The organism is Novosphingobium sp. 550D, from assembly GCF_057401885.1.
Genome location: NZ_CM171613.1, coordinates 1720845 through 1746280, shown reverse-complemented (window position 1 = coordinate 1746280; position 25436 = coordinate 1720845). Strand labels below are relative to the sequence as shown.

Annotated in this window: 24 protein-coding genes and 1 tRNA gene; 11 read left to right on the top strand and 14 right to left on the bottom strand. The window is 62.5% G+C overall.

What is annotated here, in order from left to right; translation table 11 throughout:
• Positions 1 to 4: 4 nt before the first annotated feature.
• Positions 5 to 733, bottom strand: a complete 729-nt coding sequence (locus tag AC2S2E_RS08240) for a glycoside hydrolase family 25 protein (RefSeq protein WP_486524426.1) — start codon at positions 731 to 733, stop codon at positions 5 to 7.
• A 52-nt stretch (positions 734 to 785) separates the two neighbouring features.
• Positions 786 to 1304, bottom strand: a complete 519-nt coding sequence (locus tag AC2S2E_RS08235) for a UPF0262 family protein (protein WP_486524425.1) — start codon at positions 1302 to 1304, stop codon at positions 786 to 788.
• A gap of 189 nt (positions 1305 to 1493) precedes the next feature.
• On the opposite strand from AC2S2E_RS08235, the gene AC2S2E_RS08230 reads away from it, so the two are divergent.
• The 3 genes from AC2S2E_RS08230 to AC2S2E_RS08220 all read left to right on the top strand — a co-directional run bounded on the left by AC2S2E_RS08230 (position 1494) and on the right by AC2S2E_RS08220 (position 4536).
• A complete protein-coding gene (locus AC2S2E_RS08230; RefSeq protein ID WP_476104529.1) occupies positions 1494 to 3050 on the top strand; it encodes a replicative DNA helicase in 1557 nt (518 codons plus the stop codon).
• A gap of 93 nt (positions 3051 to 3143) precedes the next feature.
• Positions 3144 to 3488 carry a DNA-directed RNA polymerase subunit omega gene (gene rpoZ / locus AC2S2E_RS08225; RefSeq protein ID WP_476104527.1) on the top strand — a complete coding sequence of 115 codons (345 nt, stop codon included), beginning with the start codon at positions 3144 to 3146 and terminating at the stop codon, positions 3486 to 3488.
• Between the two features lie 121 nt (positions 3489 to 3609).
• Positions 3610 to 4536: an SGNH/GDSL hydrolase family protein gene (locus AC2S2E_RS08220; RefSeq protein ID WP_486524424.1), complete on the top strand. Its 927-nt coding sequence runs from the start codon at positions 3610 to 3612 to the stop codon at positions 4534 to 4536.
• A gap of 63 nt (positions 4537 to 4599) precedes the next feature.
• Here AC2S2E_RS08220 and ftsH read toward each other — a convergent pair whose 3' ends face one another.
• The 3 genes from ftsH to metX form a co-directional block, all read right to left on the bottom strand.
• On the bottom strand, positions 4600 to 6537 hold the full coding sequence (gene ftsH / locus AC2S2E_RS08215) for an ATP-dependent zinc metalloprotease FtsH (protein ID WP_476104525.1): 1938 nt from the start codon (positions 6535 to 6537) through the stop codon (positions 4600 to 4602).
• 219 nt (positions 6538 to 6756) lie between these two features.
• Positions 6757 to 7350: a methionine biosynthesis protein MetW gene (gene metW / locus AC2S2E_RS08210; RefSeq protein WP_486524422.1), complete on the bottom strand. Its 594-nt coding sequence runs from the start codon at positions 7348 to 7350 to the stop codon at positions 6757 to 6759.
• 8 nt (positions 7351 to 7358) lie between these two features.
• Positions 7359 to 8480 (bottom strand): homoserine O-acetyltransferase MetX, encoded by a 1122-nt coding sequence (metX, locus tag AC2S2E_RS08205; protein ID WP_476104523.1) that lies wholly within the window; start codon positions 8478 to 8480, stop codon positions 7359 to 7361.
• Positions 8481 to 8571: 91 nt separating this feature from the next.
• Here metX and AC2S2E_RS08200 point away from each other — a divergent pair, with 91 nt between their 5' ends.
• Positions 8572 to 9669: a pyridoxal phosphate-dependent aminotransferase gene (locus AC2S2E_RS08200; RefSeq protein ID WP_486524420.1), complete on the top strand. Its 1098-nt coding sequence runs from the start codon at positions 8572 to 8574 to the stop codon at positions 9667 to 9669.
• A gap of 3 nt (positions 9670 to 9672) precedes the next feature.
• Positions 9673 to 10581 carry a prephenate/arogenate dehydrogenase family protein gene (locus AC2S2E_RS08195; RefSeq protein ID WP_476104521.1) on the top strand — a complete coding sequence of 303 codons (909 nt, stop codon included), beginning with the start codon at positions 9673 to 9675 and terminating at the stop codon, positions 10579 to 10581.
• Positions 10582 to 10816: 235 nt separating this feature from the next.
• On the opposite strand, the gene AC2S2E_RS08190 is transcribed toward AC2S2E_RS08195, so the two are convergent.
• Genes AC2S2E_RS08190 through ftsE form a run of 5 tightly spaced genes read right to left on the bottom strand, consistent with a single transcriptional unit; the run spans position 10817 to position 15062 of the window.
• Complete coding sequence (locus tag AC2S2E_RS08190) at positions 10817 to 12079, bottom strand: NRAMP family divalent metal transporter (protein WP_476104519.1); 1263 nt, start codon at positions 12077 to 12079, stop codon at positions 10817 to 10819.
• Positions 12076 to 12792 carry a lysophospholipid acyltransferase family protein gene (locus AC2S2E_RS08185; RefSeq protein ID WP_476104518.1) on the bottom strand — a complete coding sequence of 239 codons (717 nt, stop codon included), beginning with the start codon at positions 12790 to 12792 and terminating at the stop codon, positions 12076 to 12078. The genes AC2S2E_RS08190 and AC2S2E_RS08185 overlap by 4 nt, the downstream gene beginning before the upstream one ends.
• Entirely contained in the window at positions 12785 to 13324 is a 540-nt protein-coding gene (locus tag AC2S2E_RS08180) for a YdcF family protein (protein ID WP_476104517.1), read from the bottom strand. Before AC2S2E_RS08180 ends, AC2S2E_RS08185 begins: the two co-directional genes overlap by 8 nt.
• Positions 13324 to 14352, bottom strand: coding sequence for a cell division protein FtsX (locus AC2S2E_RS08175; protein WP_486524418.1), 1029 nt, complete (start codon positions 14350 to 14352; stop codon positions 13324 to 13326). The genes AC2S2E_RS08180 and AC2S2E_RS08175 overlap by 1 nt, the downstream gene beginning before the upstream one ends.
• Entirely contained in the window at positions 14349 to 15062 is a 714-nt protein-coding gene (gene ftsE / locus AC2S2E_RS08170) for a cell division ATP-binding protein FtsE (protein ID WP_476104796.1), read from the bottom strand. Before ftsE ends, AC2S2E_RS08175 begins: the two co-directional genes overlap by 4 nt.
• A gap of 219 nt (positions 15063 to 15281) precedes the next feature.
• On the opposite strand from ftsE, the gene AC2S2E_RS08165 reads away from it, so the two are divergent.
• Both AC2S2E_RS08165 and AC2S2E_RS08160 read left to right on the top strand, forming a co-directional pair.
• Entirely contained in the window at positions 15282 to 16124 is an 843-nt protein-coding gene (locus tag AC2S2E_RS08165) for a zinc-ribbon domain-containing protein (RefSeq protein ID WP_486524417.1), read from the top strand.
• 113 nt (positions 16125 to 16237) lie between these two features.
• Positions 16238 to 16324: transfer RNA gene (locus tag AC2S2E_RS08160), tRNA-Leu, on the top strand.
• Between the two features lie 63 nt (positions 16325 to 16387).
• Here AC2S2E_RS08160 and AC2S2E_RS08155 read toward each other — a convergent pair.
• Positions 16388 to 17788: an aminotransferase-like domain-containing protein gene (locus AC2S2E_RS08155; protein ID WP_486524416.1), complete on the bottom strand. Its 1401-nt coding sequence runs from the start codon at positions 17786 to 17788 to the stop codon at positions 16388 to 16390.
• 120 nt (positions 17789 to 17908) lie between these two features.
• On the opposite strand from AC2S2E_RS08155, the gene AC2S2E_RS08150 reads away from it, so the two are divergent.
• The 3 genes from AC2S2E_RS08150 (at position 17909) to map (ending at position 19396) form a co-directional block, all read left to right on the top strand.
• A complete protein-coding gene (locus tag AC2S2E_RS08150) occupies positions 17909 to 18295 on the top strand; it encodes a UrcA family protein (protein ID WP_486524415.1) in 387 nt (128 codons plus the stop codon).
• A 97-nt stretch (positions 18296 to 18392) separates the two neighbouring features.
• A complete protein-coding gene (locus AC2S2E_RS08145; protein WP_486524414.1) occupies positions 18393 to 18629 on the top strand; it encodes a ParD-like family protein in 237 nt (78 codons plus the stop codon).
• Positions 18626 to 19396: a type I methionyl aminopeptidase gene (map, locus tag AC2S2E_RS08140; protein ID WP_486524413.1), complete on the top strand. Its 771-nt coding sequence runs from the start codon at positions 18626 to 18628 to the stop codon at positions 19394 to 19396. The genes AC2S2E_RS08145 and map overlap by 4 nt, the downstream gene beginning before the upstream one ends.
• 16 nt (positions 19397 to 19412) lie before the next feature.
• Here map and AC2S2E_RS08135 read toward each other — a convergent pair whose 3' ends face one another.
• A complete protein-coding gene (locus AC2S2E_RS08135; protein ID WP_486524412.1) occupies positions 19413 to 20639 on the bottom strand; it encodes an NAD(P)/FAD-dependent oxidoreductase in 1227 nt (408 codons plus the stop codon).
• A 139-nt stretch (positions 20640 to 20778) separates the two neighbouring features.
• On the bottom strand, positions 20779 to 22053 hold the full coding sequence (locus AC2S2E_RS08130) for an aminotransferase-like domain-containing protein (RefSeq protein WP_486524411.1): 1275 nt from the start codon (positions 22051 to 22053) through the stop codon (positions 20779 to 20781).
• A 99-nt stretch (positions 22054 to 22152) separates the two neighbouring features.
• Between AC2S2E_RS08130 and AC2S2E_RS08125 the strand changes: the two genes are divergently transcribed.
• Positions 22153 to 23028, top strand: coding sequence for a DMT family transporter (locus tag AC2S2E_RS08125; RefSeq protein WP_486524410.1), 876 nt, complete (start codon positions 22153 to 22155; stop codon positions 23026 to 23028).
• A gap of 11 nt (positions 23029 to 23039) precedes the next feature.
• Here AC2S2E_RS08125 and AC2S2E_RS08120 read toward each other — a convergent pair whose 3' ends face one another.
• On the bottom strand, positions 23040 to 25421 hold the full coding sequence (locus AC2S2E_RS08120; RefSeq protein ID WP_486524409.1) for a penicillin acylase family protein: 2382 nt from the start codon (positions 25419 to 25421) through the stop codon (positions 23040 to 23042).
• Between the last annotated feature and the right edge of the window lie 15 nt (positions 25422 to 25436).

The window sequence follows — 25436 nt, the reverse complement described above, 5'->3', positions numbered from 1 at the left end:
CCGCTTACCTCTGCACCACCACCCAGCGCAAGGGCTGCTCGGCCGCCGAGGTTTGCAGGCCCGAATTGGCGGTCCACAGCGCCCATGGGCGGCCACCGTAATCCGGCTCAACCCGATCCGAGCTGAGCCACAGGGCGCGGTCGAGCGTCGCGGCAATCGGATAGGTCTTTTCAAACTGACGCCCCAGTTTCAGCACCGCAGGCTTGCCCGTATGCGTCTCGATCTGGTTGAGGAAAGTCATCAATTCGCTGACCACGGCGGCGTCGGATACCGGCACCGGGCAATGGTCGGCCAATTGCTCCAACTCGACCGCGGGGGGCAGCATCTTTTTGTCGCGCGGCACCACGGTGACGAAATTGGCGGCCTGTTTGTCGGCGGGCTGGCACGGGTCGTATTTGTGCAATGCGCCCCATGGCAGGCCGCTGGCACGCGCGGCGTCGAGGTTTTTAACCACGGAGGGATCGCGCGCAAAAGCGCTGGCCGAGGCTTCGATATAGACGAAATCGGCGCCGATGGCCTTTAAGGCGGTGAAATCGACCGGGCCATCCGCGCTGCCCACCAAGGCGCCCTGCGTCGGAAAGGTCGTGCGATCAGGCTGCCAATGCCGCATGCTCCACCACGCCCAGACCCCGCCCACCATCGCGATCAGCGCCAACAGGGCCAAGACGCGCCAAAGGAGGCCGGGGCGCCCGCCGGCCGATTTGCCGCGCGGACGGGTTTTGGTTTTTGCCATGATTTTCAACGTTCTTTGTGATGGCCGTTCAACAGGGAAATGCGAATCCCCATCAGGCCTTGATATGCAGCACGCAGATCAGCGTAAACAAGCGCCGCGCCGTGGGGAAGTCGGTTTCCACCTTACCCTCCAGCCTTTCGAGCAGGAGTTCGGCGGCATGGTTGTGAACCCCGCGCCGGGCCATGTCGATGGTTTCGATTTCCTTGGCCGATGCTTTACGAATGGCCTGATAATAGCTTTCGCAGATTGCGAAATATTCGCGAATCGAGCGACGGAATCGCCCCAGCCCCAACATGATGGTTTCCAGCAGTACACCTTCATGCCCTTCGCGCCCGTCGCTGATCTCCATCGACAAACGCCCGTCATGCACCGCAAGGCGCACCGCATAGGGGCCGTGATAACCCGATTCCCAAATGCGCAAGGGCTTGAAAACATTGTCCTCGATCAGATCGAAGACCGCCACCCGCCGTTCCTGTTCAATGTCGTCATTGCGGCGCAGAATCGTCGTTTCATCCAGATCGATGCTGGAAATGCGCGCAGAGGGCGAAGCGGATGGCGGGGTGGGCGTCATAAGGCCGTCTCGTTTCGCAAATGCGAGGGGCCGCCGCAAGGGGGTGTTAGGAACTATGATGCAATCCATCGCATGACTACCCCACCGCCGTCGCAATGGATTTCACCAAAACCATCCCCGTTATCCACAGGGCCATGAATACCTATCCCCATTGCGCCGCCGCAGCATGGAGCGCATGAGGGCCAATCCATGGCACCATCTGACACCCATCTCGCACCGGCTTTGCCGTTTTCGCCTGCCAATGACGCGGCCCCCGGCAAGGACGGTCGTGCGCAGGCGCTGCCTGCCAATATTGAAGCCGAAGCGGCCTTTCTGGGCGCGATTCTGATCGACAATCGCGTGATCGAGGAATTGGCCAAGCCGCTTTCGCCCGCGCATTTCTTTGAACCCGTCCATGGGCGGATTTTCGAACGCATCCTGCAATTGCTGGACCGCAAGGCGGTGGTCACGCCGGTCACGCTCAAGCCCTATTTCGAAAGCGACGAGGCGCTGCGCGCGCTGGGCGGGACGGCCTATCTGGCGCGTCTGACGGCCGATGGCCAGGGGTTGATCGCACCGCGCGTGCTGGCCGAACAGATTTACGATCTGGCGCTGCTGCGCGAACTGGTGCGCGTGGGGCGCGATCTGGTTCAGGGCGCAATGGACACCAGCGAGTCGGTCGAGCCTCTCGAACAGATCGAGGCCGCCGAAGCCGCGCTGTACAAGGTGGCCGATGGCGCGGGCAGCGCGAATGAGGCCAAGAGCTTTGGCGAGGCGACCCGCGTCGCCATTTCCGGCATCGAAAAGGCGTTCAATTCGGGCGGCCATGTCGCGGGCAAAACGACGGGCCTCGATTCGGTCAACCAGCGTATCGGCGGCCTGCACGATTCCGACCTTATCATTCTGGCCGGTCGTCCGGGTATGGGTAAGACCTCGCTGGCCACCAATATTGCGTTTAACGCGGCCAATCGCCTGCTGACCGATCGCGAGTTGGGCATCGATCCGGCCAAGAGCATCGGTGCGGCGACGGCCTTTTTCAGCCTCGAAATGAGCGCGGATCAGTTGGCCACGCGTATCCTTGCCGAACAGTCGGGCATCTCGTCCAGCGCGCTACGCATGGGCAAGATCAGCCGCGAGGATTTTCAGGCGCTGTCCTTTGCCAGCCAGCGTTTGAGCCAGTTGCCGCTCTATATTGACGATACGCCGGGCCTGACGATTGCGGGCCTGCGCGCCCGTGCGCGTCGGTTGAAGCGTCGCCACGACATTGGCCTGGTCATCGTCGACTATCTTCAGTTGCTCTCGGGCGGGGGCCGCGCCACCGACAATCGCGTGAACGAAATTTCGGAAATTTCGCGTGGTTTGAAAACCTTGGCCAAGGAACTGCATGTTCCGGTGATCGCCCTGTCCCAGCTTTCCCGTGCGGTGGAACAGCGTGAAGACAAGCGGCCCCAGCTTTCCGACCTTCGTGAATCCGGCTCGATCGAACAGGACGCCGACATGGTGTGGTTCGTGTTCCGCGAGGATTATTACGTCAAGGGCCGCGAACCCAAGGAACCCGGCCCCACCGATCCGCCCGCCGTGGTCGAGGCCCATGCCAAATGGCAAGAGGAAATGGAGCGTGTCTTTGGCCTTGCCGAACTGATCATCGCCAAGCAGCGCCACGGCGCCACCGGCAAGGTCCGCATGCGGTTCGAAGCCAAGATCACCAAGTTCAGCGATCTGGCGCCCGAGGAATTGGCCAATTATTCCTATGATCTGGAGGAGTGAGGAGCTCCGCTCCTCACGAATCCTTGACTTTGGCCGCTTTGCCGCCTAGGCGCCAAGGTTCGCTGGAATTTCCCTATTCAAGACGGAGTGCCCATGGCGCGCGTAACCGTTGAAGATTGTGTCGACAAGATCCCTAACCGCTTTGACCTCGTGCTGCTGGCTGCCCAGCGCGCGCGTGAGATTTCGGGCGGTGCGGAACTGACGCTCGATCGCGATCGTGACAAAAACCCGGTGGTGGCCCTGCGCGAAATCGCAGAGGAAACCGTTCGTCCCAAGATCCTCAAGGAATCGCTCATCACCTCGATGCAGCGCGTCCTGCCCGACGATGATGATGAAGTCGATGACATCGGCTCGCTGTCACAGTCGGCCGAAGCGCTGCGTATCACTGCGGCGGCTCCGGTGCGTAACACCTCGCTGGGCGGGGATTACGACGGCTGATCACAACAGGGCGGCAACGCCTTGGACGATTGAACAAATGGCCTCGGAGAGCACTAGCTTTCCGGGGCCTTTTGCTGCAAAAGGTAAAAATACTTAGCGCTACCCCAAAAGGTGAAAACGAATGACGACGCAATTGCCACCTAAAAAAGCAAAAAAGTGGCTATGGCTGATCCCTTCGATTGCAGTTTTATCCTTTATGACAGCAGAAATAACTGCAAATGCTTTTGGGTTTGGGCACCCTTTACTTTATCGCTCATCATTCTCTGGATATGAGCCAGCGCCAAATCAGAATATTTACAGATTCGGGAAGAAAGTAACAACAAACGCCATTGGCTTGCGTGGGGAAGATGTTCCGGGAATTGAAAAGAAACGCGTTCTAATTTTGGGTGATTCCGTCGCCTTTGGAACAACACTAACAGATGATAGCCATACATTTCCAGCCCTGACGCAACTGGCCCTAGCTGACCTTAGTGCTGCCGTACTGAATGCATCTGCAGGCGGTTGGGCTTTGGAAAATGAACGGCGATGGCTAGCCCAGCACGGAACGCTGGGCGCAAAAGTGCTTGTGCTTGAAATTAATCAGCGAGACCTCACGCAAGGCTATTCCCCCCATACCATTTTAGATAACCACCCCAGCTTCCCCACTCGCAACCCAACCACGGCTTTACATGAAATTGCCGTTCGGTACATTGGGCCGAAATTACGCCTTAACGCAGCACCCGTCGACCCTGGATCCACCGGCCAAATGACAATCGCCCCTGCCGAGGATATTTTCAGCCATATCTATGCAATTCATAGCATGTCCAAAGCCGCAGGCTGCAAGCTCATAATTCTTTATTGGGACATGCGCGATCCGAAAACGGACAGTCCTGAACGCAGGGAGAGATTGTTCACTTGGGCAAAAGCTCAAAACATTACCGTTATTCGCCCTCAACTTCACAAAAGGCCGGACGCAAACAACCTCTTTCTGGACGCAGCGCATCCAAATTCCGCTGGCAATGCCCTAATTGCAAAACAGTTGGCCAACGCCATTCGAGCAGATATTTAATACGCCATAGGAAAAGGCCCCGCTGTTGCCAGCGAGGCCCATATCCAAAGCCGTAACGGCCGGTTACGCCCCTTGGGGGGCAATCCCGCCCAGACCGCCAGAACGGCCCGCACGCGGCACGCTGGTGCCACGGATGGCCGCGGGCAGAGGGATGCCGCTGGGCGCTTCGGGGCGGTCAATCTTGCCGGTGTCGACCACCTGCTTGATCTCATCACCCGTCAGCGTTTCATATTCCAGCAACGCCTGTGCCAGCGTGTGCAGCTTGTCGATCTGCTCCTGCAACAGGTTGGTCGCGCGCACATGGGCATTGTCGACCAGCGTGCGGATTTCGCTGTCGATCAGCTTGTTTGTCTCATCCGAGGCAAACAGGCGCTGGCTGGCGCCCATGCCCAGATAGCCCTCGTTCTGATCCTCATACTGCAACGGCCCCAGCTTGTCGCTCATGCCCCATTTGGTGACCATGTTGCGCGCCAGACCCGTGGCATATTGAATATCGCCCGAAGCACCCGACGACACCTTGTCATAGCCAAAGATCAGTTCTTCAGCCACGCGGCCACCCATGGCAACCGAGAGGTTCGCATGCATCTTGTCGCGGTGGTACGAATAGCTGTCGCGCTCCGGCAGACGCATCACCATGCCCAAAGCGCGGCCACGCGGGATGATCGTCGCCTTGTGGATCGGATCGCTGGCCGGTTCATTGATCGAGACCAGAGCATGGCCCGCCTCGTGATAGGCGGTCATCTTCTTCTCTTCCTCGGTCATGACCATGCTGCGGCGCTCGGCGCCCATCATGACCTTGTCCTTGGCGTCCTCGAACTCCTGCATCGCCACCAGACGCTTGTTGCGCCGGGCGGCCAGCAGCGCCGCCTCATTGACCAGATTGGCCAAATCCGCGCCCGCAAAGCCCGGCGTGCCGCGCGCAATCACGCGGGGCTGAACGTCGGGGGCCAGCGGCACTTTTTTCATATGCACGGCCAGGATCTTTTCGCGGCCCTCGATATCGGGCACCGGCACTACGACCTGACGGTCGAAACGGCCCGGACGCAGCAGCGCTGGATCCAGCACGTCGGGGCGGTTGGTCGCGGCGATGATGATGATGCCATCATTACCCTCAAACCCATCCATCTCGACCAGCAACTGATTCAGCGTCTGCTCGCGCTCGTCATTCGAATTGCCAAGGCCATTGCCGCGGCTGCGGCCCACGGCGTCGATTTCGTCGATGAAGACGATGCAGGGCGCGTTCTTCTTGGCCTGTTCGAACATGTCGCGCACGCGGCTTGCGCCCACGCCCACGAACATTTCGACGAAATCCGAACCCGAAATGGTGAAGAAGGGCACGCCCGCCTCGCCCGCAATCGCGCGGGCCAGCAAGGTCTTACCCGTACCGGGCGAACCAACCAGCAGCGCGCCCTTCGGGATCTTGCCGCCCAGCTTGGAAAACCGGCCCGGATCGCGCAGGAATTCAACGATTTCTTCCAGTTCCTCACGCGCCTCGTCAATGCCGGCCACGTCCGCAAAGGTCACGCGCCCCTGCTTTTCGGTCAGCATCTTGGCCTTGCTCTTGCCAAAGCCCATCGCGCCGCCGCCGCCGCCCTTCTGCATCTGACGCATGGCCAGGAAACCGACCGCCACGATCAGCAGGAAAGGCAGAGCCTGAAGCAGGATATAAAGCAGCACGTTCGGCTCTTCGGGCGCCTTACCCTGATATTTCACGCCATTTTGCGACAAAAGCGGCGCCAGCGTGACATCATTGGGGATGGGAACGGTGGTATAGGCCTCGCCATTCTTGAATTTGCCGGTGATGCGTTGTTCGCCCACCTGCGCCTCATAGACGCTGCCCTCGCTCACCTTGGCCTTGAACTCGGAATAGGGGATCGCCTGCGCGCCGATATCATTGCGCGCGCTGAACAGCGATACGGCGAAGAACAGGGCAAGGAAGATACCTCCCCATACCAGCAGGCTCTTCGTCCAGGGGTTACCATTGGGCTGTTCGTCATTCATTGCAGGGCGCGTCCTTTCACACCCATGTAATGTAGGACGACAGACCTGAAGCGCAAGTTAGCAGAGATTTCTTTTGTTGAGAGCGCTTCATGCATCCGCCTGAAGCTTGGCGGCACCGGCCATCTTCCCCGGCCCTGCCACCCTATATGGTACACTGTTGGGTGGCAGGGCCGGGGGAGAGGGCCGGTGCCGTGGGAAATCGCGGAGGCGATTTTCCAATCAATCACGCGAAAGCAGATAGACCGCATGTTCCGCCCGCCAATTGGCCATGGCCGGGCTGATCAGGCTGTCGCCGTTCAGATACCACGCCCCCTCGACCTTCAACCCGCGCGCCCTTACGAAATCGCGGAAATCGGCAATGGTCAGGTGGTGGATGTTGGGCGTTTCATACCATGCCACCGGCAGCAATCGCGTCACCGGCATCTTTCCCCGCCAGAGCAGGTCGGTACGCACCCGCCAATGGGCGAAATTGGGAAAGGACACAAAGGCCCGCCGCCCGATACGCAGCAATTCCTCCAGCACCATGTCGGGGCGCTTGGTGGTCTGCAACGTCTGGCTCAGGATCGCGTAATCGAAACTGGCGTCGGGATAGAGCGAGAGGTCGGTGTCCGCGTCGCCCTGTATCGCCGACAGCCCCTGCGCCACACAGGCCGCCACATTGGCCGGGTCCAGTTCCAGCCCGCGCGCATCACAGCCCCGCTCATCGCGCAAAGCCGCCATCAGCGTGCCATCGCCGCAACCCACGTCCAGCACTTTCGCGCCCGACGCCACATGGCCCGCAATCACCGCCAAATCGGGGCGCAAATTTGCCATAATCCGGTTCATCGGCTCAGGAACCCCGTAATCACCCGGTCAAGCGCAGGCACATCAAGCAGGAAGCTGTCATGCCCAAAGGGCGCGGCCAGTTCCATAAAGGACACCGGCGCCCCGGCGGCATTGACCGCATGGGCGATCTTGCGCGATTCGGCGGTGGGGTACAGCCAGTCGGTATCGAAGCTGACCACACAAAACCGCGCGCTGACCCCGGCAAAGGCTTCGGACAGGCGGGCATTGTGTTGCCCGGCACAGCGTTCCTCGGTCAGGTCGAAATAGCTCATCGCGCGGGTGATATAGAGATAGGAATTGGCGTCGAACCGGCCGGTAAAGCTGCTGCCCTGATAGCGCAGATAGGACTCGACCTGAAAATCGGCACCAAAGCCAAAGCTCTTGGCATCACGATCCTGAAGCCGCCGCCCGAATTTTTCCGACAGCGTTTCCTCGGACAGATAGGTGATATGCGCCGCCATCCGCGCCACGGCCAGCCCCGCATCGGGCGCGCGCCCGGTGTTGTAATAGGCCCCGCCCTGCCAATCGGGATCGGCCATGATCGCCTGCCGCCCGACCTCTTGAAAGGCGATATTCTGCACCGGCATCACCGCCGTCGTGGCCAGCAGCAGCACCCGCTCCACCCGTTCGGGCCAATTGACCGAGAGCGAGAGCGCCTGCATCCCGCCCATCGACCCGCCGATCACCGCATAGAGCCGTTCCACCCCCAGATGGTCGAGCAGCAACATATGCGCGCGCACCATGTCGCGGATGGTGATGACGGGAAAACGCAGCCCATAAGGTTGCCCATCGGGGGCAAGGCTGCCCGGCCCGGTCGTGCCCATGCAGGAGCCCAGCACATTGGGACAGATCACAAAGAAACGGTCGGTATCGATGGGTTTACCCGGCCCGACCATCTTGCTCCACCACCCCGGCTTGCCGGTGATGGGGTGCGGATTGGCGACATATTGGTCGCCGGTCGTGGCGTGACAGATCAGGATCGCATTGTCACCCGCCGCATTAAGCGTGCCATAGGTTTCAAACGCGATCCGCACGCCTTCAAGGCTTTGCCCGCCGTCAAGCAACAGCGGGTGCGGCAGATCGTATGTTTCCGAACAGGGCGTAAAGAGGCTTGCCATTATGCGCGCTGAATTGGGGGCTGGCGCGCGGGAAGTCAATGCATGCGCCCCCTGTCAATTCACACCATCTTGGGCTAAGGGCCGCGCCATTATGACCAATCTTCCGACCCCCAAACCCTGGATCAGCGCGATCCACGCCTATGTCCCCGGCAAGTCCAAGGGCAAGGACGGCAAACCGCTGACCAAGCTTTCGGCCAATGAAAACCCGCTGGGCACATCGGCGGCGGCTCTGGCGGCGCGCGGCGATGCGGCGGCCCCGGCGCTCTATCCCGATCCCGACAGCAACGCCTTGCGCGCGGCATTGGGGCAATTGCACGGTATTCCCGCCGCCCGCATCGTCATGGGCACGGGTTCGGACGAAATCCTGCATATTGCCGCGCAGGCCTATGCCGGGCCGGGGGACGAGATCATCTATGTCCGCTATGGTTTCAGCGTTTATGACATTGCCGCGCGCCGTTGCGGGGCGACGCCGGTTGTGGCGCCCGATGCCGATTACGGCACCGATGTCGATGCGCTGCTGGCGCTGGTGAATGAAAAGACCCGCGTGGTTTTTGTCGCCAACCCGAACAATCCGACCGGCTCCTTCCTGCCGCGCGGCGAGATTGCCCGCCTGCATGCCGCTCTGCCCTCCGATGTTCTGCTGGTGCTGGATCAGGCGTATGGCGAATATGTCGATCCGGCGGACGATGATGGCGCGCTGGCTCTGGCGGAAAGTGCGGGCAATGTGCTGGTTACGCGCACCTTTTCCAAGATCTATGGTCTGGCGGGCGAACGCCTTGGCTGGGGCACGGGGGCCGATCACATCATCGATGCGCTCAACCGCATTCGCGGGCCGTTCAACCTGTCAAACACCGCGCAGGCGATGGGCCTTGCCGCCGTTGCCGATCAGAGCTTTGTCGTCGCCAGCCGCGAACATAACGCCAAGACCCGCGCCCGCTTTGTCGAGCGTTTGGAGGCCCTTGGCAACCATGGCGTGCGCCCATTGCCGTCACAGGCCAATTTCGTGCTGATCCTGTTTGAAGGCAAGCTGAGCGCGGAAACCGTCTATAACGGCTTGATGGAGATCGGCTATATTACCCGCTGGCTGCCCAATCAGGGTCTGCCGCATGGCCTGCGCATCACCATCGGCAGCGAAGAGCAGATGACCCAGATCGCCGACGAAATCGCCCGTCTGGCACAGGGCGTTTAAGCCATGTCCTTTGCCAAGATTGCCATTATCGGTCTGGGTCTTCAGGGCGGTTCAATCGGCCTTGCGGTTCAGCAATATCTGCCCAAGATCGCCACCTCGGGCTATGACCGCGATCCGGCCACCCGCGCCCGTGCAGCCGAGCGCGGATTGGTGGGCCATGTGGCCGATACCGCCGTGGAGGCCGTCAAGGACGCCGATCTGGTGATCTTCTGCGTGCCTTTGGGCGCGATGGGCGATGCGGCGCGGGAATGCGCGCCGGGCCTGCGCGCCGATGCAGTGATTTCGGATGTGGGTTCGTCCAAGGAAGCCGTGGCGCGGGTATTGGGCGAGGTTTTGCCCAACCACCTCATCATCCCGGCCCACCCGGTGGCGGGCACCGAAAACTCCGGCCCCGACGCCGGTTTCGCCAGCCTGTTCGAAGGCAGGTGGTGCATCATCACGCCTGCCGAGGGCACCGACCCCTTCGAGATCGAGCGCCTTTCGGTCCTGTGGCAGGCCATCGGCGCCAAGGTCGAGATCATGGCCCCCGCGCATCACGACCGCGTTCTGGCCGTAACCAGCCACCTGCCGCACCTTATCGCCTATACAATCGTGGGCACCGCGGGCGACCTCGAAGAAGTGACCCAAAACGAAGTCATCAAATATTCCGCCGGTGGCTTCCGCGATTTCACCCGCATCGCCGCGTCGGACCCCACCATGTGGCGCGACGTGTTCCTCTATAACCGGGACGCCGTCCTCCACATGCTGCAAGTCTTCACCGAAGACCTGACCGAGCTGCAGAAGGCGATCCGGTTGGGGGATGGCGAAAAGCTGTTCGATCATTTCACCCGCACCCGCGCCATCCGCCGCTCGATCATCGAGCAGGGTCAGGATGTGGCCAGTGCGAATTTTGGGCGGGATGGGAAGGTTTAAGGGAGGTTAGATGCGAGGGTCTAGACCCTCGCGTTCCCATGACTGTCTGCGTTGCGTCAGGGGTTCGGCCTTTTGTGTCGGACGCCATGTAGAGATTTGATAGCCTGCGGCGCTATATTTCCGCGCCGCAGGCTTTACCCCCCCAAAAACCGCAACGCGCGAACCAAACGCCACCCCAAACCGGGATTGTTAAGGGCCCCCGCCCTTAACCCGCCGGAGGCAAAAGCCTTCGCGCCTAACTCACCAAAAAACCGACGCCGGCCAAAACCATCACCCCCGTCGCCACCCAACCCAAAGCCGCGACCGGCAAAGGCAGCACCAGCCGCCCCATCACCCGCGGATTACGCGCGACCAGCAGCGTCATCACCATCAACGGCGGCGCCAGCAATCCGTTGATGACCGCCGTCCAATAGAGCGCCTTCATCGGATCGATGTTGAGAAAGTTGAACACCACCCCGCCCGCAACCGCCAGCCCGATGGCCCCGTAAAAGGCCCGCGCGCCACGGGGCGGTTTATCCAGCCCCTCGGCCCAGCCAAAGGTTTCCGACAGGGCATAGGCTGCGCTGCCCGCAAGGACCGGGACCGCCAAAAGCCCGGTGCCGATGATGCCCACGGCAAAGAACAGGAACGCGTAATCCCCCGCGATCGGACGCAGGGCCAGAGCCGCCTGATCCGCGCTGGCGATTTGGGTGATGCCATGGGCGTGCAACGTGGCCGCCGTGGCAATGATGATCGACAGCGCCGTCAGATGCGTCACCCCCATCCCCACCATCGTATCCGTGCGCAGGCGCGACAGGCTAACCGCGGCTCGGCGCGGAAACACGCCCAGCGGATGCAGGTGGCGCCTGTGCTGCTCCTCAACCTCCTGCCCCGCCTGCCAGAAGAAGAGATAGGGGCTGATCGTCGTGCCCAGCAGCGCGACCAATGCCATGGTTTCGGCGCGGCCATGGGGAATGGTGGGCACCATCAACCCGCGCGCCACCGCCCCCCAATCCAGCCGCGCCACGAAAGGCACCGCCACATAGGCCAGCAGCGAAAGCGTCGTCCATTTCAGGATCGCTTCATAACGGGCATAGGAAATGAACACTTCCAGCCCGACCGAGAGCAGGCCGAAAGCCACGACATAAAACAGCACCGGCCCCGGTACGATCAGATTGAGCGCGGCCGCCATCGCCCCCAGATCCGCGCCAAGGTTGATGATATTGGCCACCAGAAGCAGCATCACCGCCAGCGCCAGCACGGGGCGCGGATAATGGCGCTTCAGGTTCTGGGCGATGCCATGGCCGGTCACGCTGCCGATGCGGGCACAGGCCAATTGGATGCCCGCCAGCAAAGGATAGGAAAACAGCATGGGCCAAGCCAGACCAAAGCCGAAACTGGCCCCGACCTGGCTGTAGGTGGCGATGCCCGATGGATCATCATCGGCCGCCCCGGTTACCAGCCCCGGCCCCAGAACGTCCCAGACGTCACGCTTTTCGGGGGCCGGTTCCTCGCTCATACCTCTGGAGCGTTCAGCTGATTGATGGCGGCATGAACCCGCGCCTCGATCTCCTCACGCGGCAGACCGGCGGGGATCGTTTCGCAAAAACGATAGGTCACCGTGCCGCGCCTTTTCCAGAACCCGTGCAGCAGCGGCCCGGTGTTGACCGCCACCGGCACGACCGGCAATCCGATCATCTTGTAAAGGCCCGCAAACCCGGCCTGAAGCGCGGGCCGCGTACCATGGCGCACACGTGTGCCTTCGGGAAAAATCGCCAGCGGGCGGTTTTGCTGCGACAGGGTCCGCGCCGCCGACACCATCGCGCGCAGGGCCTTGGCGCCCTGATCACGCTCCACCGGGACAAGGCCATAGAGCCCGGCAGCCTTGCCCCACAGCGGCAGGCGCAGCAGCTCGACCTTGGCAAAGACCGCCGGAAAGGGCAGCAGCGTAGGCAAGTCGATCGCCTCAAACATGCTTTCGTGCTTCAGCGCCACAAAGACCGGACCGGAAGGCACCGTGCCTTCGATCACGATGGTCATGCCAAGGATATGGACCGCACCCCAGCGATGCATGTTCGACCATTTGGTACAGATCCAGATCGCCCCATCGCGCCCGCCGAACAGCGTGAAGAGGGGAATAGAAAGCCCCATCAACGTCGAGCACAGATAAAAATACAGATTGAAGGCAATCGAACGTAATGCATTGCCCAGGCCCAGCGGCTCTTTATCCATAATAACCTTTTCCGATATGCCACAGGCGTCGCAGCACATATTTGCTGTATTCCGCAAACAGAATGCCCAGCGACGGGCGCGTGTGCACGGCATCTTCTGTCAATTCAACATCGGCGGGGATGGTCTGGCGCAATTCCCACGCCGCGCGGCGCATGTGCCAATCCGATGTCACCAAACGAACGCGATGCAGTTTATGACGCGCGATCCATTGCGCGGATTCGCGCGCATTGCTGCGCGTATCAACCGAATCATATCCCAACGTGATGCAACAGGCCAGCAAAGCCGCCCCGATTTTATATTCGGCGGCCAATTCGCCCGGTTTGACTTCGGGATCGACGCCCGAAATCAACATGCGCGGCGCGGCGCCGGCGCGCAGCAGTTCCAGCCCGCGCGCAATCCGCCCCTCGCCCCCGGTCAGCACGATAATGCCATCGGATTTGGCCATCGGGGCCGGTTGCGGCTGAAACGCGGCGAAACCGACAAAGCCCAAGGCCCACACGATCAGCAAAAGAGCAAGCAAGCGGCGCAGCATCACAGCATCTTTCGCAGCGCGATCAGCACCGAAAGCCGCGCCGTCAGCATGGCCAGCCCCACCGCCACCACCGGCACCTGCGCCACAACGGCCCAATCCAGTGGCCTCAACACCCCGCCCGCCAGCAGCCCCGCGCCCAGCCCGGCAAATCGCGCACCCAGCACGACCACCGCAATCTGGCCCAACACCAGCCCGACAAGGCTGCCCAAAGCGGCATCCATACCCATCGAGCGTTGGAATATCCGGGCGATCTGGGCATCGGTGCCGCCCAGATTATGGACAATCTCGATCGTTTGCCGATGCGTACCCAGCGCAGAACGCGCCGACAGCAAAACCGCCGCCGCCAGCGCCAGCGCCAGCAGCCCAATCATCGACACCGCCAGCCAGCGCAGCGAATCCATCGCGTCGAACACCGGGGCCAGCCAATGCGATTGCGCATCCACCCGCGCGCCCGGCGCGACTTTGGCCACAGCCCTGCGCAAGGCATCGATGCGCCCGCCGTCCACGCCGCCCTCCAACCGGACATCGATCATCGCGGGCACGGGCACCATATCGCCATCGCTCATCCCCGCGCCCAGCCATGGCACGAGCAGTTGATCCAGTTCCTCCTGCGGCACGGTGCGGGCCGAAATCACGCCCGGCACGGCCAGCAACGCCTTTTGCGCGGCCTGTGCCTGCGCGTTGCGGATCGGGGCCTGCGCCTCGATAATCTGGACCGTCACGCCCCCGGCAAGGTCGGTTGCGGCGGCATTGGCAATGTTGCGCAAGGCAAGGCCCGTCGCCGCCGCGATCACCGTGATGGTGACCATGATGGCGATAACCCAAGGCGTCGGCCCCGACAGCCGCGCCTGCGGCACCAGAACCCCCTCGCCCCCGCTGCCAAAGGCGCGCCATCCGGCCAGCTTGCCTTCGCCCCGACCAAAATCGCGAGCCGCACCATGCGGGTTGGCCGCATCGGGCGGCCCGTCTGCGGCGGAAATAGGGCGGTGCGGGATCTGCACAGAATCGCGGCCATCCATATCGGTCATGGCTGCCCCCCTCGACGCGGGGGATAGCGCAAGGCGCCGGTGGGATCCGACATCCGCCCCTTGTCCAGCCGCATGATCAGGCTGCCCGGCACTTTTTGCAGCAAATGCATATCGTGGGTGGCAACCACAACGGTCGTGCCCAATCGGTTCAGAGCCTCGAACAGGCGCAACAATTTGACCGCCATGTCGGGGTCAACGTTGCCGGTCGGTTCGTCGGCCACCAGCAATTCGGGCCGCCCGATCACCGCGCGGGCAATGGCGACGCGCTGCTGCTCACCACCCGACAGCGTGGCCGGTTTGGCCCCCATCCGGTCGGCCAGACCGACCCATTCCAGCATATCCTTGACCGGTTGCACCACGTCGCGTTCGGGTATCCCCGCCACGCGCAACGGCAAGGCGACATTGTCAAAGGCCGAAAGGTGGGGAACCAGCCGATAGTCCTGATAGACCACGCCGATCCGCCGCCGAAATCCGGGCAGGCGTTGACGCGGCAGGGTGATCGCATCAGTGCCGAACAGGCTGATCATCCCGCGCGAAGGGCGCTGGGCCAGATAGAGCATGCGCAAAAGCGAGGATTTGCCAGCGCCGCTGGCCCCGGTCAGGAAATAGAAATGGCCCGCGTGCAGCGTAAAGCCGACATCGGACAAAACTTCACGATCGGTGCCATATCGCAAACCGACATTATCAAACCGGGCGATTTCCCCTGCCATGGCCGTCACTTGCCCCTCCATCGCGGATGGGGCGCAGGCGACCACCCGCGCCGCACGGCGGATTCCAGGCTTTTAACAGGAGAGCTTTCGACCATCACCGGCCAGCTATAGTACGGCTTTGCCCGCGAAAAAAGGGCGGTGGAAAAATGCCTGAGAACAGGCGAGTCGCAGGCTGTTCCCCTTGTGCTTTGCAAGGATTGCATGTTTTAGATGTAACCGATGATTATCGCCTGCCCTGCCTGCGCGACACGCTATGCTGTCCCCGATAGCGCCATCGGGGTGGACGGCCGGACCGTGCGCTGCGCCAAATGCCGCAACAGCTGGTTTCAGGAAGGCCCGGTGGTCGAGGTTCCGCCCATGGCGCCCGCGCCCGCCCCGGCCCCGATCAGCGAACCCGCCCCGGCGCCCATGACCCAGACCGCCGTGATGGAAGCCCAGCCACCCGTCGCTGCGTCGCCCGCACCCAGCCCGGCGCCGGTTGCTGCGCCGGTCATGGCCGCCGCCGCGCCTGCCAACCCCGCCCCCGTGGTCGCACCGCCGGTGGAACCGGCCGCGCCCGAACCCGCCCCTGCGCCCTCGATCAAGGATCGATTTGCCAGCAGCCCGTCCAGCTTTGCCCACGAACCGCCGTTTCGCCCGCGCCGCAATCCGGCGCGCATGTGGACGATGCTGGCGGTGGGTTTTGCGCTGGTGTCGACGGGCGCGATGGCGGCGGTCTATGAATTCGGCCTGCCCGATTGGCTGCCCTTGCCGCAAACGGGGCATAGCGAGCCGGATCTCAAGCTGACCTTTCCCGCCGCACGGCAGGAGCGGCGTCCGCTCAACAGCCAGAATGATTATTTCAACATTTCCGGCACCATCACCAATATCGGCCAAAGCCGCCGCAGCGTGCCCAGCCTGATGATCGTGCTGCGCGATGCGCGCAACCGCGCGGTCTATACGGTCGAGGCCGCGCCGCCCAAGCCGGTGCTGAACCCCGGCGAAAACCTGACCATCAACACCGCGATCGTGGATGCGCCCAAAGCGGCGGTCTCGGCCGAGGTGAAATGGAAGGTGAATTGAAACAAATTTTCCACAAGTTCGATTCTGCGCTTGGCAAGGTCAAACTCCTCTGTTAGGGGCGCGCTCCTACCCCACTGACGGGCCAGATACTCTGGACGGTCAGACATGAAGATGCGGTCGTGGCGGAATTGGTAGACGCGCAACGTTGAGGTCGTTGTGGGTGAAAACCCGTGGAAGTTCGAGTCTTCTCGACCGCACCATCACAAAGAGGCAGGGCCAACGCCCTGCCTTTTTTGTTACGGGCGCCTTTTTAGTTGCCCGCCTCACCCCTTGCGAAATGCCTGATCCAGAAAATCGAAGAAGCGATCATTGTCGCCCTGCACGGCATTGATGCGCAGATAGTCCTGCCAGCCGCCAGACGGGCTGAACACAATACCGGGGGCCAGAATGATCTGCTGGCCCGCCGCTTCGCGCGCCAGTAGGGCCGCGTCCATGCCGCGGGGCAAGCGCGCCCACAGCGACATGCCCGCCTTGGGTTCGCACCACAATTCCATGCCCAGCGATTTGAGGCGCGCCGATGTCCGCGCCCGCGCCCGCGCCAGTCGGCGGCGCAAAGTCTCCATATGGTGGCGATAGGTGCCATCGGTCAGCATCGTCACCAGTAACTGCGCGCCCAACGGATTACCCATATAGGAGGTGACGATCCGCAGATCGGCCAGAGCATCCACCCAATCGGCGCGCAGGGCGATATGGCCGCAACGAATCGCGGTAGAAGCGGTTTTGGACAGGCTGCCGATTCGGATCACCCGTTCCAGCCCGTCGAACGTAGCGTAACGAGGCGATTGTTCGGTTTCGAAATCGGCGAAGATGTCATCTTCGACGATGACCATATCGGCCTCTGCGGCGATTTTCAGCACACGGTGGACGTGGGTGGCCGACAAGGTGGCGCCGGTCGGATTATGGACCGCGCTGTTGGTGATATAGAGGCGCGGCTTTTCACGCGCCACAACCTCGGCAAAGGCGGCCAGATCCGGCCCTTGCGGGGTCATGGGCGCGCAGACCACGCGAACGCGATGGGCGCGCAACAGCGCCACGAAGTTGAAAAAGCACGGATCATCCAGCAGCACCGTATCGCCAGGCTGTAACAGGAAGCGGCACACCAGATCGAGCGCCTGTGTCCCGCTGTCGGTCAGGATAATCTGATCGGGGCTGGCCTCGATCCCCTGTTCGGCCAGCCGGCGGCTGGTCAGCATCCGCATCGGTTCATAGCCCAGCAGATCGGATTCGACCGCAGCAGGCGCCCCCCGCGCCTCGGCCCGCAAGGCGCGGCGCATCGAATCCTGCGCCAGCCAATCGCCCGGCAATGTGCCCGAACCGGCGTTGATCACCCCTGCGCGATCGTCCGAACATTGGCGAAGCAGCCATACGGGATCGATCTCGCGCGCGCTTTTTGCCTCATCATCGCACAGCGCCAAGGGAGCCAAAGGGGCCGCGACGTAGAACCCCGCCCCCACCCGCGCCCGGATCACCCCTTCGGCGGCCAACCGGTCATAGGCTTCGACAATGGTGGATTTGGAAAAGCCGGTGCTCTCCGCCATCGCCCGGACCGATGGCAGGCGCGCGCCGGGAACCAGCATGCGCCGCTCGATCCGCTGATGGATCAGGTCCATCACCTGTTCCGTGCGGGTCCGTCGCTGGGCGGTTTGGGATGAGGCTTCGAGCATTGTACCGATGATCCTACCAATACGGTTTATCAAAATTGTATTGGATTGTTCCTGTTCGCGCCAGCCCCTTTTGCTCCACATGGCTTCGTCCATTCAGGAGACAACCAACAGGAGATCGAGATGACTGCCCCCAATACCAGCCGTTTCAGCCGCAACCTCAGCCTGCTCGCTTTTGCGCCGCTCGCTCTGGCCGCGCTGTTTGTTGTGATCGGTCAGGCGATGGCCAGCACGGCAACGGGCAATCCGATGGGGGTAGAGGGCGATCGAATCATCCTGCGCAGCATTGACCGCCATCCATCCGACGCCCCGGCGGCCAAACGCACATGGTCGCGGATCGACGCCGCCGCTCTGGAGGTCTGCGGCGGGGGCGGCTTTTCCAGCCGTCAGGTCAATGACGCCATCCGCCGGTCCGATTGCTGGCACAGTGCCATGAACGGGGCGCTGGCCCAGATCCGCTCGCCTTTGCTGCCTCTGGCGCTGGCGGATGGGGCGCGGTTCCGGCCATAATTTGGGTGTGGGGCGGGGTGTCGCCCCCCACACCTTCTTGCATCGCCCATATGCTACACCTATATCTTATATACGAATCGTATATTCAGGAGCGATAATGGGCATCGTCAACATCGAGGATGAGCTGCACGAACAATTGCGCAGGGCCAGCAAGGTTTCATGCCGGTCGATCAACGCGCAGGCGGCCTTTTGGATCAAGATCGGCATGTTGGCCGAATTGAACCCGAACATGAGCTTTCACGACATTGTCGCGCGTGAATTGCGTGAGGCTGGTGTCGATCCAAGCCCCCTGTCGGCGTCCACACCAGCGCCTTTGTCGGCGATACCGGCATGATCAAAACCCCCGCTGAAATCGACGTCATGGCACAGGCCGGACGGCTGTTGGCCGATGTGTTCACCTATCTCGACACGCTGCCTCTGGCGGGGATGAACACGATGCAGGTCAACGACATGGTCGAGGCCTATATCACCGGCCCGCTGCAAAGCCGCCCGGCAAGCAAGGGGCAATATAACTATCCCTATGTCCTCAATTGCAGCCGCAACCATGTGGTGTGCCATGGCATGCCGTCACAGGACGATGTTCTGGCCGATGGCGATATCGTCAATTTCGACATCACGCTGGGAAAGGACGGGTTCATCGCCGATTCGTCCAAGACCTATATGATCGGCAACGTGGCGCCCCATGCGCGGCGGCTGGTCCAAACCACCTATGACGCCATGTGGCAGGGCATTCGCGCGGTGCGCGCCGGCGCGCGGCTGGGCGATATTGGCCATGCCATCGAACGCCATGCCAAAAAGGCGGGCTATTCGATCGTGCGCGATTATTGCGGCCATGGCATCGGGCGCGAAATGCACGAAGACCCGCAGGTTCTGCATTTCGGCAAACCCGGCACGGGCCTCTCCTTGCGCGAAGGGATGGTTTTTACCATCGAGCCGATGTTGAACGAAGGCCGCGCCAAGGTCGAAACGCTGGACGACGGGTGGAGCGTGGTGACCGCCGACGGCAAATTGTCCGCGCAATTTGAACATACCGTCGCGGTGACGGCGCAGGGCGCACGTATCCTGACGCTGCGCCCGGATGAGAAAGTGGCGCGCCGTTGACCGGCGCGCCCCGAAATTAAAGCAGTTCCTTGAGCGGCACGCTGCTGTCGCCCAGGCGATCCAGATCCGGCGTTGCACCCGCTTCAACCAGCTTGCGCCCCTGAACATAGTCCTTGACGCTGTTGACGCAATCAAGCGCGATCACGCGGCCAGCCTTGAGGTAAACCACGCTGAAGGAACGCGCCGCCACATCGCCGCGCAGCACCGTCTGATCATAGCCCACCGACAGGCCCGCCGTCTGAAGCCGCAGATCATACTGGTTCGACCAGAACCACGGGAAGGCGTGATAGGGCTTTTCCTCGCCAAGGATATGTTTGGCGACACATGTGGCTTGGTCATTGGCGTTCTGGACCGATTCGACGCGCATGACGACGCCCTCGGCAAAGTCACAGGCAAAGGCCGCGCAATCACCCACCGCATAGACATCGGGCAGCGAAGTGCGGCAGAATTCATCCACATCCACGCCATTGGCCCCGCAGGCCCCAGCCAAAATCAGCGGCCCGACGGCAGGCACGATGCCGATGCCGACGATGACCACATCGGCGGGCACAACCTCGCCATCGGACAATTCGACGCCCGAAACCTTGCCCCCGCCGACCAGTCGGGCCACCCCGCTGATGCCGGTGCGCAGATCGACGCCATGGGCGCGATGTTCGCCTTCGTAAAAGGCCGAGAGTTCCGGCCCCGCCACACGCGCCAGAACGCGCGGCGCCAGTTCGAGCAGCGTTACCTTGCGCCCCATCTTGGAGAGGACTGCGGCCGCCTCCAGCCCGATATAGCCGCCGCCGATGACGACGAAATTCTGCGCGCCCGCGTCCACTTCGGCCATCAGCGCATCGGCATCGGCCCGGGTGCGCACGCCATACACGCCCGCCAGATCCGCGCCTTCGCAGGAAAGACGGCGCGCATCGCCCCCGGCGGCCCAGACCAGCTTGCCATATTCGATGACAGACCCGTCCGAGAGCGTAACCTGATGCGCATCGGCATCGACCGACACGACTTCACGGCCCAACAGCATCTCGACCTGCTTTTCCTCCCAAAACGCGGCGGGGCGGATATAGAGGCGGTCGAACGTCTTTTCGCGCGCGAAATATTCCTTGGACAAGGGCGGGCGTTCATAGGGCGGTTCGCTTTCGCGCCCGACTATCGCGACCGAACCGGCAAAGCCGCCCTGACGCAGCGCAATCGCGCATTGAGCCCCGGCGTGTCCCCCGCCCACGATCAGAATGTCTTTCTTGTCCATGGCCGGAGTGGTTTGACGAAAACCGCGCCGCCGTCAATCGCCACAGTGAACAGAAGTGCTTTGCAATCCTTTCAAATCCTGCTGCCTTGCGATTTCCTGCCCGATGATCGACAGGGCGCGCGGCGATGTCTGCGCCGCGTTAAAGCGCAGATAGGCGCCCGCGCTCTGGCTGGGGCTGAACACATTGCCGGGGGCCAGTACAACGCCGCGCGCGCGACATGCCTGTGCCAGCGTCGCGCCGTCGATCCCCGGCGGCGTTGCGACCCAAAGATAGAACCCTCCCGCCGGATTGCCCCGGACACGCAGCCCCATCGCCACCAGTCGCTCCGCCAAATCGCCACGCGCACCGGCCAGACGCCGACGCAACCCCTCGATATGTTTGCGATATTGCCCGCCCGCCAAAACTGGTGGCGACCTGAAGATCGCATAGCGCGTCGATCCAATCCCCCCGGGCGACGATATAGCCGCATCGCAAAGAGGCCGAGAGCGTCTTGGAAAAGCTGCCGATGCGAATGATGCTGTGCAATCCGTCCAGCACCGCCATGCGTGGGGTTTGCGGGGCGAAATCGGCAAAGATATCATCCTCGACAATCACCATGCCATGCGCGGCGGCGATGGCGGGCAAACGGTGGGCGACCTGCGGCGACAGGCTGGCCCCGGTGGGATTGTGCAGCGCCGAATTGGTCAGATAGAGCCGGGGTCTTTCGCGCGCGACGATGGCCTCGAATTGCTCCGGGTCAGGGCCGTCCGGGCCATAGGGGACGCTGACCACGCGGGCCTTATGCGCGGCCAGCAAGGCCTGAAAATTGAAATAGCACGGGTCATCCAGCAGCACCGCATCCCCCGGCTTGATCATCAGGCGACCGATGAGATCAATCGCCTGTGTCCCCGATCCGGTCAGCAGCACCTGATCGGGATGCACCGACAGACCCTCGGCGGCCATGGACAGCGCCAGTTGTCGGCGCAGGCTAGGTTCGCCCCGTGTCGAGCCATAGAGCGTGATGAGGCCACTGTCCTGCGCCGCCACGCGCAGGGCGCGGCGCAGCGCATCCTGCGGCATCCAGTCGGGCGGCAACCATCCGCAGCCAGGTTTGTCCGTATCGGCATCGGCATCCAGCGATTGGCGCGACACCCAAAAGGGATCGATTTCCGGCAGGCGTTGGGGAGCGTTCTGCGCCGGCCCCTTGGGCGTTGCGGCAAGGCGCGCGACATAGAAACCTGATTTCGCCACCGCCTCAATCACGCCTTCGGCCACCATCCGGTCATAGGCCTCAACCACCGTGGCGGGGGAGACATGGAGAGCGGCCGCGCATTGGCGCACCGACGGCAATTTGTCGCCCTCGCCCAGAAGGCCGGACCGAATGCGCCCCTGAATGCTGTCGATCACCATGGATATGCGGGTGGGGGCATTCATGTGTACTGGCCCTTGAAACGATACAGATGATGCAATCTGTACCATACTGTATCTGTCTGCAAGCCCCCCGCCATCCTATGGATCTTCGCCAAGGAGGCCATGATGCAGGATATCAGAAAAGGTTGGATCAACGGGATGATCGGCGTGTTGCTGTTCAGCGGGTCGATGCCCGCCACGCGCGCGGCGGTGATCAGCTTCACCCCCCTGTTCCTGACCGCAGCGCGGGCGATGATCGCGGGTGGGCTGGGCGCGTTGATGCTGATTTCCATGCGTCCGGCTTTGCCGCGCGGGCGGCAATGGCTGTCGCTGGCGATGATTGCGGGGGGCGTGGTGGTGGGCTTTCCCTTGCTGACCGCCATTGCCTTGCAGGAGATTTCGGCGGCGCGTTCGCTGGTCTTCGTCGGCCTGCTGCCTTTGTCCACCGCCCTGTTCGGCGTGATGCGCGGGGGAGAAAGGCCCGGCGCGATGTTCTGGCTCTTTGCGTTGATGGGCGCGGGATGCGTGGCGGGATTTGCGCTCTTGCATGATGGGGCCTTCTCGCCGGTGGGGGATGCGTTGATGGTGGCCGCCGTCATCGTCTGCGGATTGGGCTATGCCGAGGGCGCGGTGCTGACCCGGCAGATGGGGGGCCAAGGTGGAGGGACGCAGGTCATCTGCTGGGCGCTGGTCATCTGCACCCCGCTGGCCGGGTTGCTGGCGATCTATACCTGGCCGCAAAGCATGGGCGCGGTCGTCATGCCCAGCTGGGTCGGGCTGTTCTATGTCTCGGTCTGCACGATGCTGCTGGGCTTTATCTTCTGGTATCGCGGGCTGGCGCTGGGCGGGATTGCGCGGGTGGGGCAATTGCAATTGCTCCAGCCTTTCATGGGGCTGGGGCTGGCGGCCATGTTCCTGCATGAAACCATCGCGCCCGCCATGCTGGTGGCCGTGGGCGCGGTGGTGGGATGCGTGGCGGGCGCCCGGCGGTTTGCTTAAGGGCGATTTGCTTAAGGCGTCAACTCGATCACCTGTTCGACATTGGCCTTCACCGCCGCCTCGCTGAACAGAAAGGGCACATATTGCCCCGCCGCCCAGCGCGGAAACAGATCGCGGTAATGCGGGCTGAACGGATCACCCGACTGGCCCGGCGTATTGATGATGCGCGAATTGTCCCACGCACCCACGTCCAGCACCATGCGCACCGACGCGCCCGAACTGACGCCAAAGCCCGCGCCGCGATAGGTGGCCGCCGCCGGGGTCGAACCCGATCCGGCAATCTGTAGCGGCCCCACCGTCCATTGCGGTTTTTCCAGCGCGGGCGCCACGCGGGCAATCGCGGGCGCCCAATCGGCGCGGTGCAAATCGCCCCAGCGCCATTTCTTCGGGTCCGGCCCCAGCAATTTGTTCGCCTCGACCCATGCCCCGGCCAGGGACACGCCCACCACCTTATCCCGCACCGCCGCCGGATCGGCCCCCAGACGCGGATCAAGCGCCGCCAGCCAGTCGATTACCCCCGGCACAGAAGCATCGGCAAAGAAGCTCTGCAATTCCGGCGTCACCACCGCCTCGGCCAGAGCCTTGCGCAAATGGCGCGCGATCCAGATTTCGTAAAGCGCGGCCTGCGCGCTATCGACGCCTTCATAACCGTTCCAGCCATGCAGCAAGGCCGCCGCCCGCGCCGCATCGCCGGTCAGTCCGCCGACCTTTTCCACCACCGCCGCGCTGCGTGCCGCCAGAGGGCTGGTCGCGTCGGTCTGGATCGCCTCCATATCGGCAAGGCTCAGCTTGGGTTTGGCCGAAAGCAGGGTTTCGATCCGGTCGATGCGCGAACGATCCACCCATTCATAGCCGATGGGTTGTTTGGTGGAATCGTACCCCTTGTCCAGATTCATCTGATTGGCCGTCGCCACCCAGCCCCGTGCCGGGTTCTTGATGACCGGCAGGTCATCGGGCCTGACCATCCCCTGCCATTCATAGCGCCCGTCTCCGGGCACCGGCATCAACCCGTCCCACCCCTTGCGCTTGGGCACAAAGGCCGAGGCGCGCCAGCCGATGTCGCCACGCGTGTCGGCATAGACCAGATTGAGCGGCGGGGCGCCCCAGCGCTGATGCGCGATTTCGAAATCATCCCATTTGGTCGCGCCGAACATCCACGCCGCGTTGAAATAGCCCGCCCCGCCCGGCTCGCTCCATACGGTGCGCATGGCAAAGGCGAGGCCTTTTTCGGCGTCCTCATAAATGACCGGGCCGTGGCGGGTGAATTTCAGATCAACCTCGCGGGTTCCCTCGCCCTTGACGGCCAAAGGCTGGCGGTCGACCTCGAACGGCACCCATGCGCCCTTGTAGAAATAGGCGCCGGGGTGGTCTTTGCTGGTCTTGTAAACATACAAATCTTCCTGATCGGCATAGAAGATCGTGATGCCCCAGGCCGACGTTTCATTATGGCCAAAGGTCAGGCCCGGTAGCGCCGGTTCGCCCGCCCCGGCAATATGCAGCCCCGGCGCATTGATATCGACGACATAGCGCAGCGAAGGCACCCCATGCCCGCGATGCGGGTCATTGGCCAATATCGGGCGCCCCGTGGTGGAATGCGCGGCATCGACCACCCAATTGTTCGACCCTTCGCTCTGTTCATTGATGTTGCGCACCGCCAAAGTGACATTGTCATCGACAGAGGCCAATTTCACCCCGTCAAAACTGACTTCTCCCGTGGCCAGCACATAATCACGCATCAGCTTTTCCGGCACCGCGCAAGGGTCCAGCCCCTTGGGCACCACCGGTTCATGCGCGGGCGAAAGGAAGCGGCGCAGGTTTTCCCATTTCAAACTGCCCTTGCACACGGCGCGGGCGCGGGTGGCCTCGGACGTGGCATTGCTGACCAGAGTGTGGCTGCGGATGCGGACGATGTCTTCGGGGGTGAAACGCTCCGGCTTTGTCCCGGTCAACGTGAATTCGCGCGGCAGGGGCGCCTTGCCCGCCTCGACCATGGCGATATAGGCGTTCACCCCGTCGGCAAAGGCCTGCGTCATTGCCCGCGCCCCGGCGGGATAGGACGCCCATTCCTTGGCCATATCGCCGCGATAGAGGAACAGGCGCGCCGCCCGGTCCTTTTCCGCAAAGGCTGGCCCGAAACTTTCCGCCAGACGTCCCAGCCCACGCTTGCGCCACAGGTCGATCTGCCACAGGCGATCACGCGCCGCATTGAAACCCTGCGTGAAAAACGCGTCATGGGTGCTGTTGGCATAGATATGGGGAATGCCCCAATGGTCCACCACGATCCGCGCCGGAGCCTCCAGCCCCTCTACCTTTTGCTGCTCCGCCATCGCATGGGGCGCGGCAAACAACAGCGGCAAAGCGGCCAGCAAACGAACAGCAGATGTCTTGGACATGGAACGGAAAACTCC

Coding starts and splice junctions, on each gene's coding strand:
- AC2S2E_RS08230 (WP_476104529.1), top strand. CDS start 1,494: ATGGCACCATCTGACACCCATCTCGCACCGGCTTTGCCGTTTTCGCCT.
- AC2S2E_RS08175 (WP_486524418.1), bottom strand. CDS start 14,352: ATGACCGATATGGATGGCCGCGATTCTGTGCAGATCCCGCACCGCCCT.
- ftsH (WP_476104525.1), bottom strand. CDS start 6,537: ATGAATGACGAACAGCCCAATGGTAACCCCTGGACGAAGAGCCTGCTG.
- AC2S2E_RS08145 (WP_486524414.1), top strand. CDS start 18,393: ATGGGCATCGTCAACATCGAGGATGAGCTGCACGAACAATTGCGCAGG.
- AC2S2E_RS08220 (WP_486524424.1), top strand. CDS start 3,610: ATGACGACGCAATTGCCACCTAAAAAAGCAAAAAAGTGGCTATGGCTG.
- AC2S2E_RS08195 (WP_476104521.1), top strand. CDS start 9,673: ATGTCCTTTGCCAAGATTGCCATTATCGGTCTGGGTCTTCAGGGCGGT.
- AC2S2E_RS08150 (WP_486524415.1), top strand. CDS start 17,909: ATGACTGCCCCCAATACCAGCCGTTTCAGCCGCAACCTCAGCCTGCTC.
- AC2S2E_RS08235 (WP_486524425.1), bottom strand. CDS start 1,304: ATGACGCCCACCCCGCCATCCGCTTCGCCCTCTGCGCGCATTTCCAGC.
- rpoZ (WP_476104527.1), top strand. CDS start 3,144: ATGGCGCGCGTAACCGTTGAAGATTGTGTCGACAAGATCCCTAACCGC.
- AC2S2E_RS08190 (WP_476104519.1), bottom strand. CDS start 12,079: ATGAGCGAGGAACCGGCCCCCGAAAAGCGTGACGTCTGGGACGTTCTG.
- AC2S2E_RS08185 (WP_476104518.1), bottom strand. CDS start 12,792: ATGGATAAAGAGCCGCTGGGCCTGGGCAATGCATTACGTTCGATTGCC.
- AC2S2E_RS08200 (WP_486524420.1), top strand. CDS start 8,572: ATGACCAATCTTCCGACCCCCAAACCCTGGATCAGCGCGATCCACGCC.
- metX (WP_476104523.1), bottom strand. CDS start 8,480: ATGGCAAGCCTCTTTACGCCCTGTTCGGAAACATACGATCTGCCGCAC.
- AC2S2E_RS08165 (WP_486524417.1), top strand. CDS start 15,282: ATGATTATCGCCTGCCCTGCCTGCGCGACACGCTATGCTGTCCCCGAT.
- AC2S2E_RS08180 (WP_476104517.1), bottom strand. CDS start 13,324: ATGCTGCGCCGCTTGCTTGCTCTTTTGCTGATCGTGTGGGCCTTGGGC.
- AC2S2E_RS08125 (WP_486524410.1), top strand. CDS start 22,153: ATGATGCAGGATATCAGAAAAGGTTGGATCAACGGGATGATCGGCGTG.
- ftsE (WP_476104796.1), bottom strand. CDS start 15,062: ATGGCAGGGGAAATCGCCCGGTTTGATAATGTCGGTTTGCGATATGGC.
- AC2S2E_RS08240 (WP_486524426.1), bottom strand. CDS start 733: ATGGCAAAAACCAAAACCCGTCCGCGCGGCAAATCGGCCGGCGGGCGC.
- map (WP_486524413.1), top strand. CDS start 18,626: ATGATCAAAACCCCCGCTGAAATCGACGTCATGGCACAGGCCGGACGG.
- AC2S2E_RS08155 (WP_486524416.1), bottom strand. CDS start 17,788: ATGCTCGAAGCCTCATCCCAAACCGCCCAGCGACGGACCCGCACGGAA.
- metW (WP_486524422.1), bottom strand. CDS start 7,350: ATGGCAAATTTGCGCCCCGATTTGGCGGTGATTGCGGGCCATGTGGCG.
- AC2S2E_RS08130 (WP_486524411.1), bottom strand. CDS start 22,053: ATGAATGCCCCCACCCGCATATCCATGGTGATCGACAGCATTCAGGGG.
- AC2S2E_RS08120 (WP_486524409.1), bottom strand. CDS start 25,421: ATGTCCAAGACATCTGCTGTTCGTTTGCTGGCCGCTTTGCCGCTGTTG.
- AC2S2E_RS08135 (WP_486524412.1), bottom strand. CDS start 20,639: ATGGACAAGAAAGACATTCTGATCGTGGGCGGGGGACACGCCGGGGCT.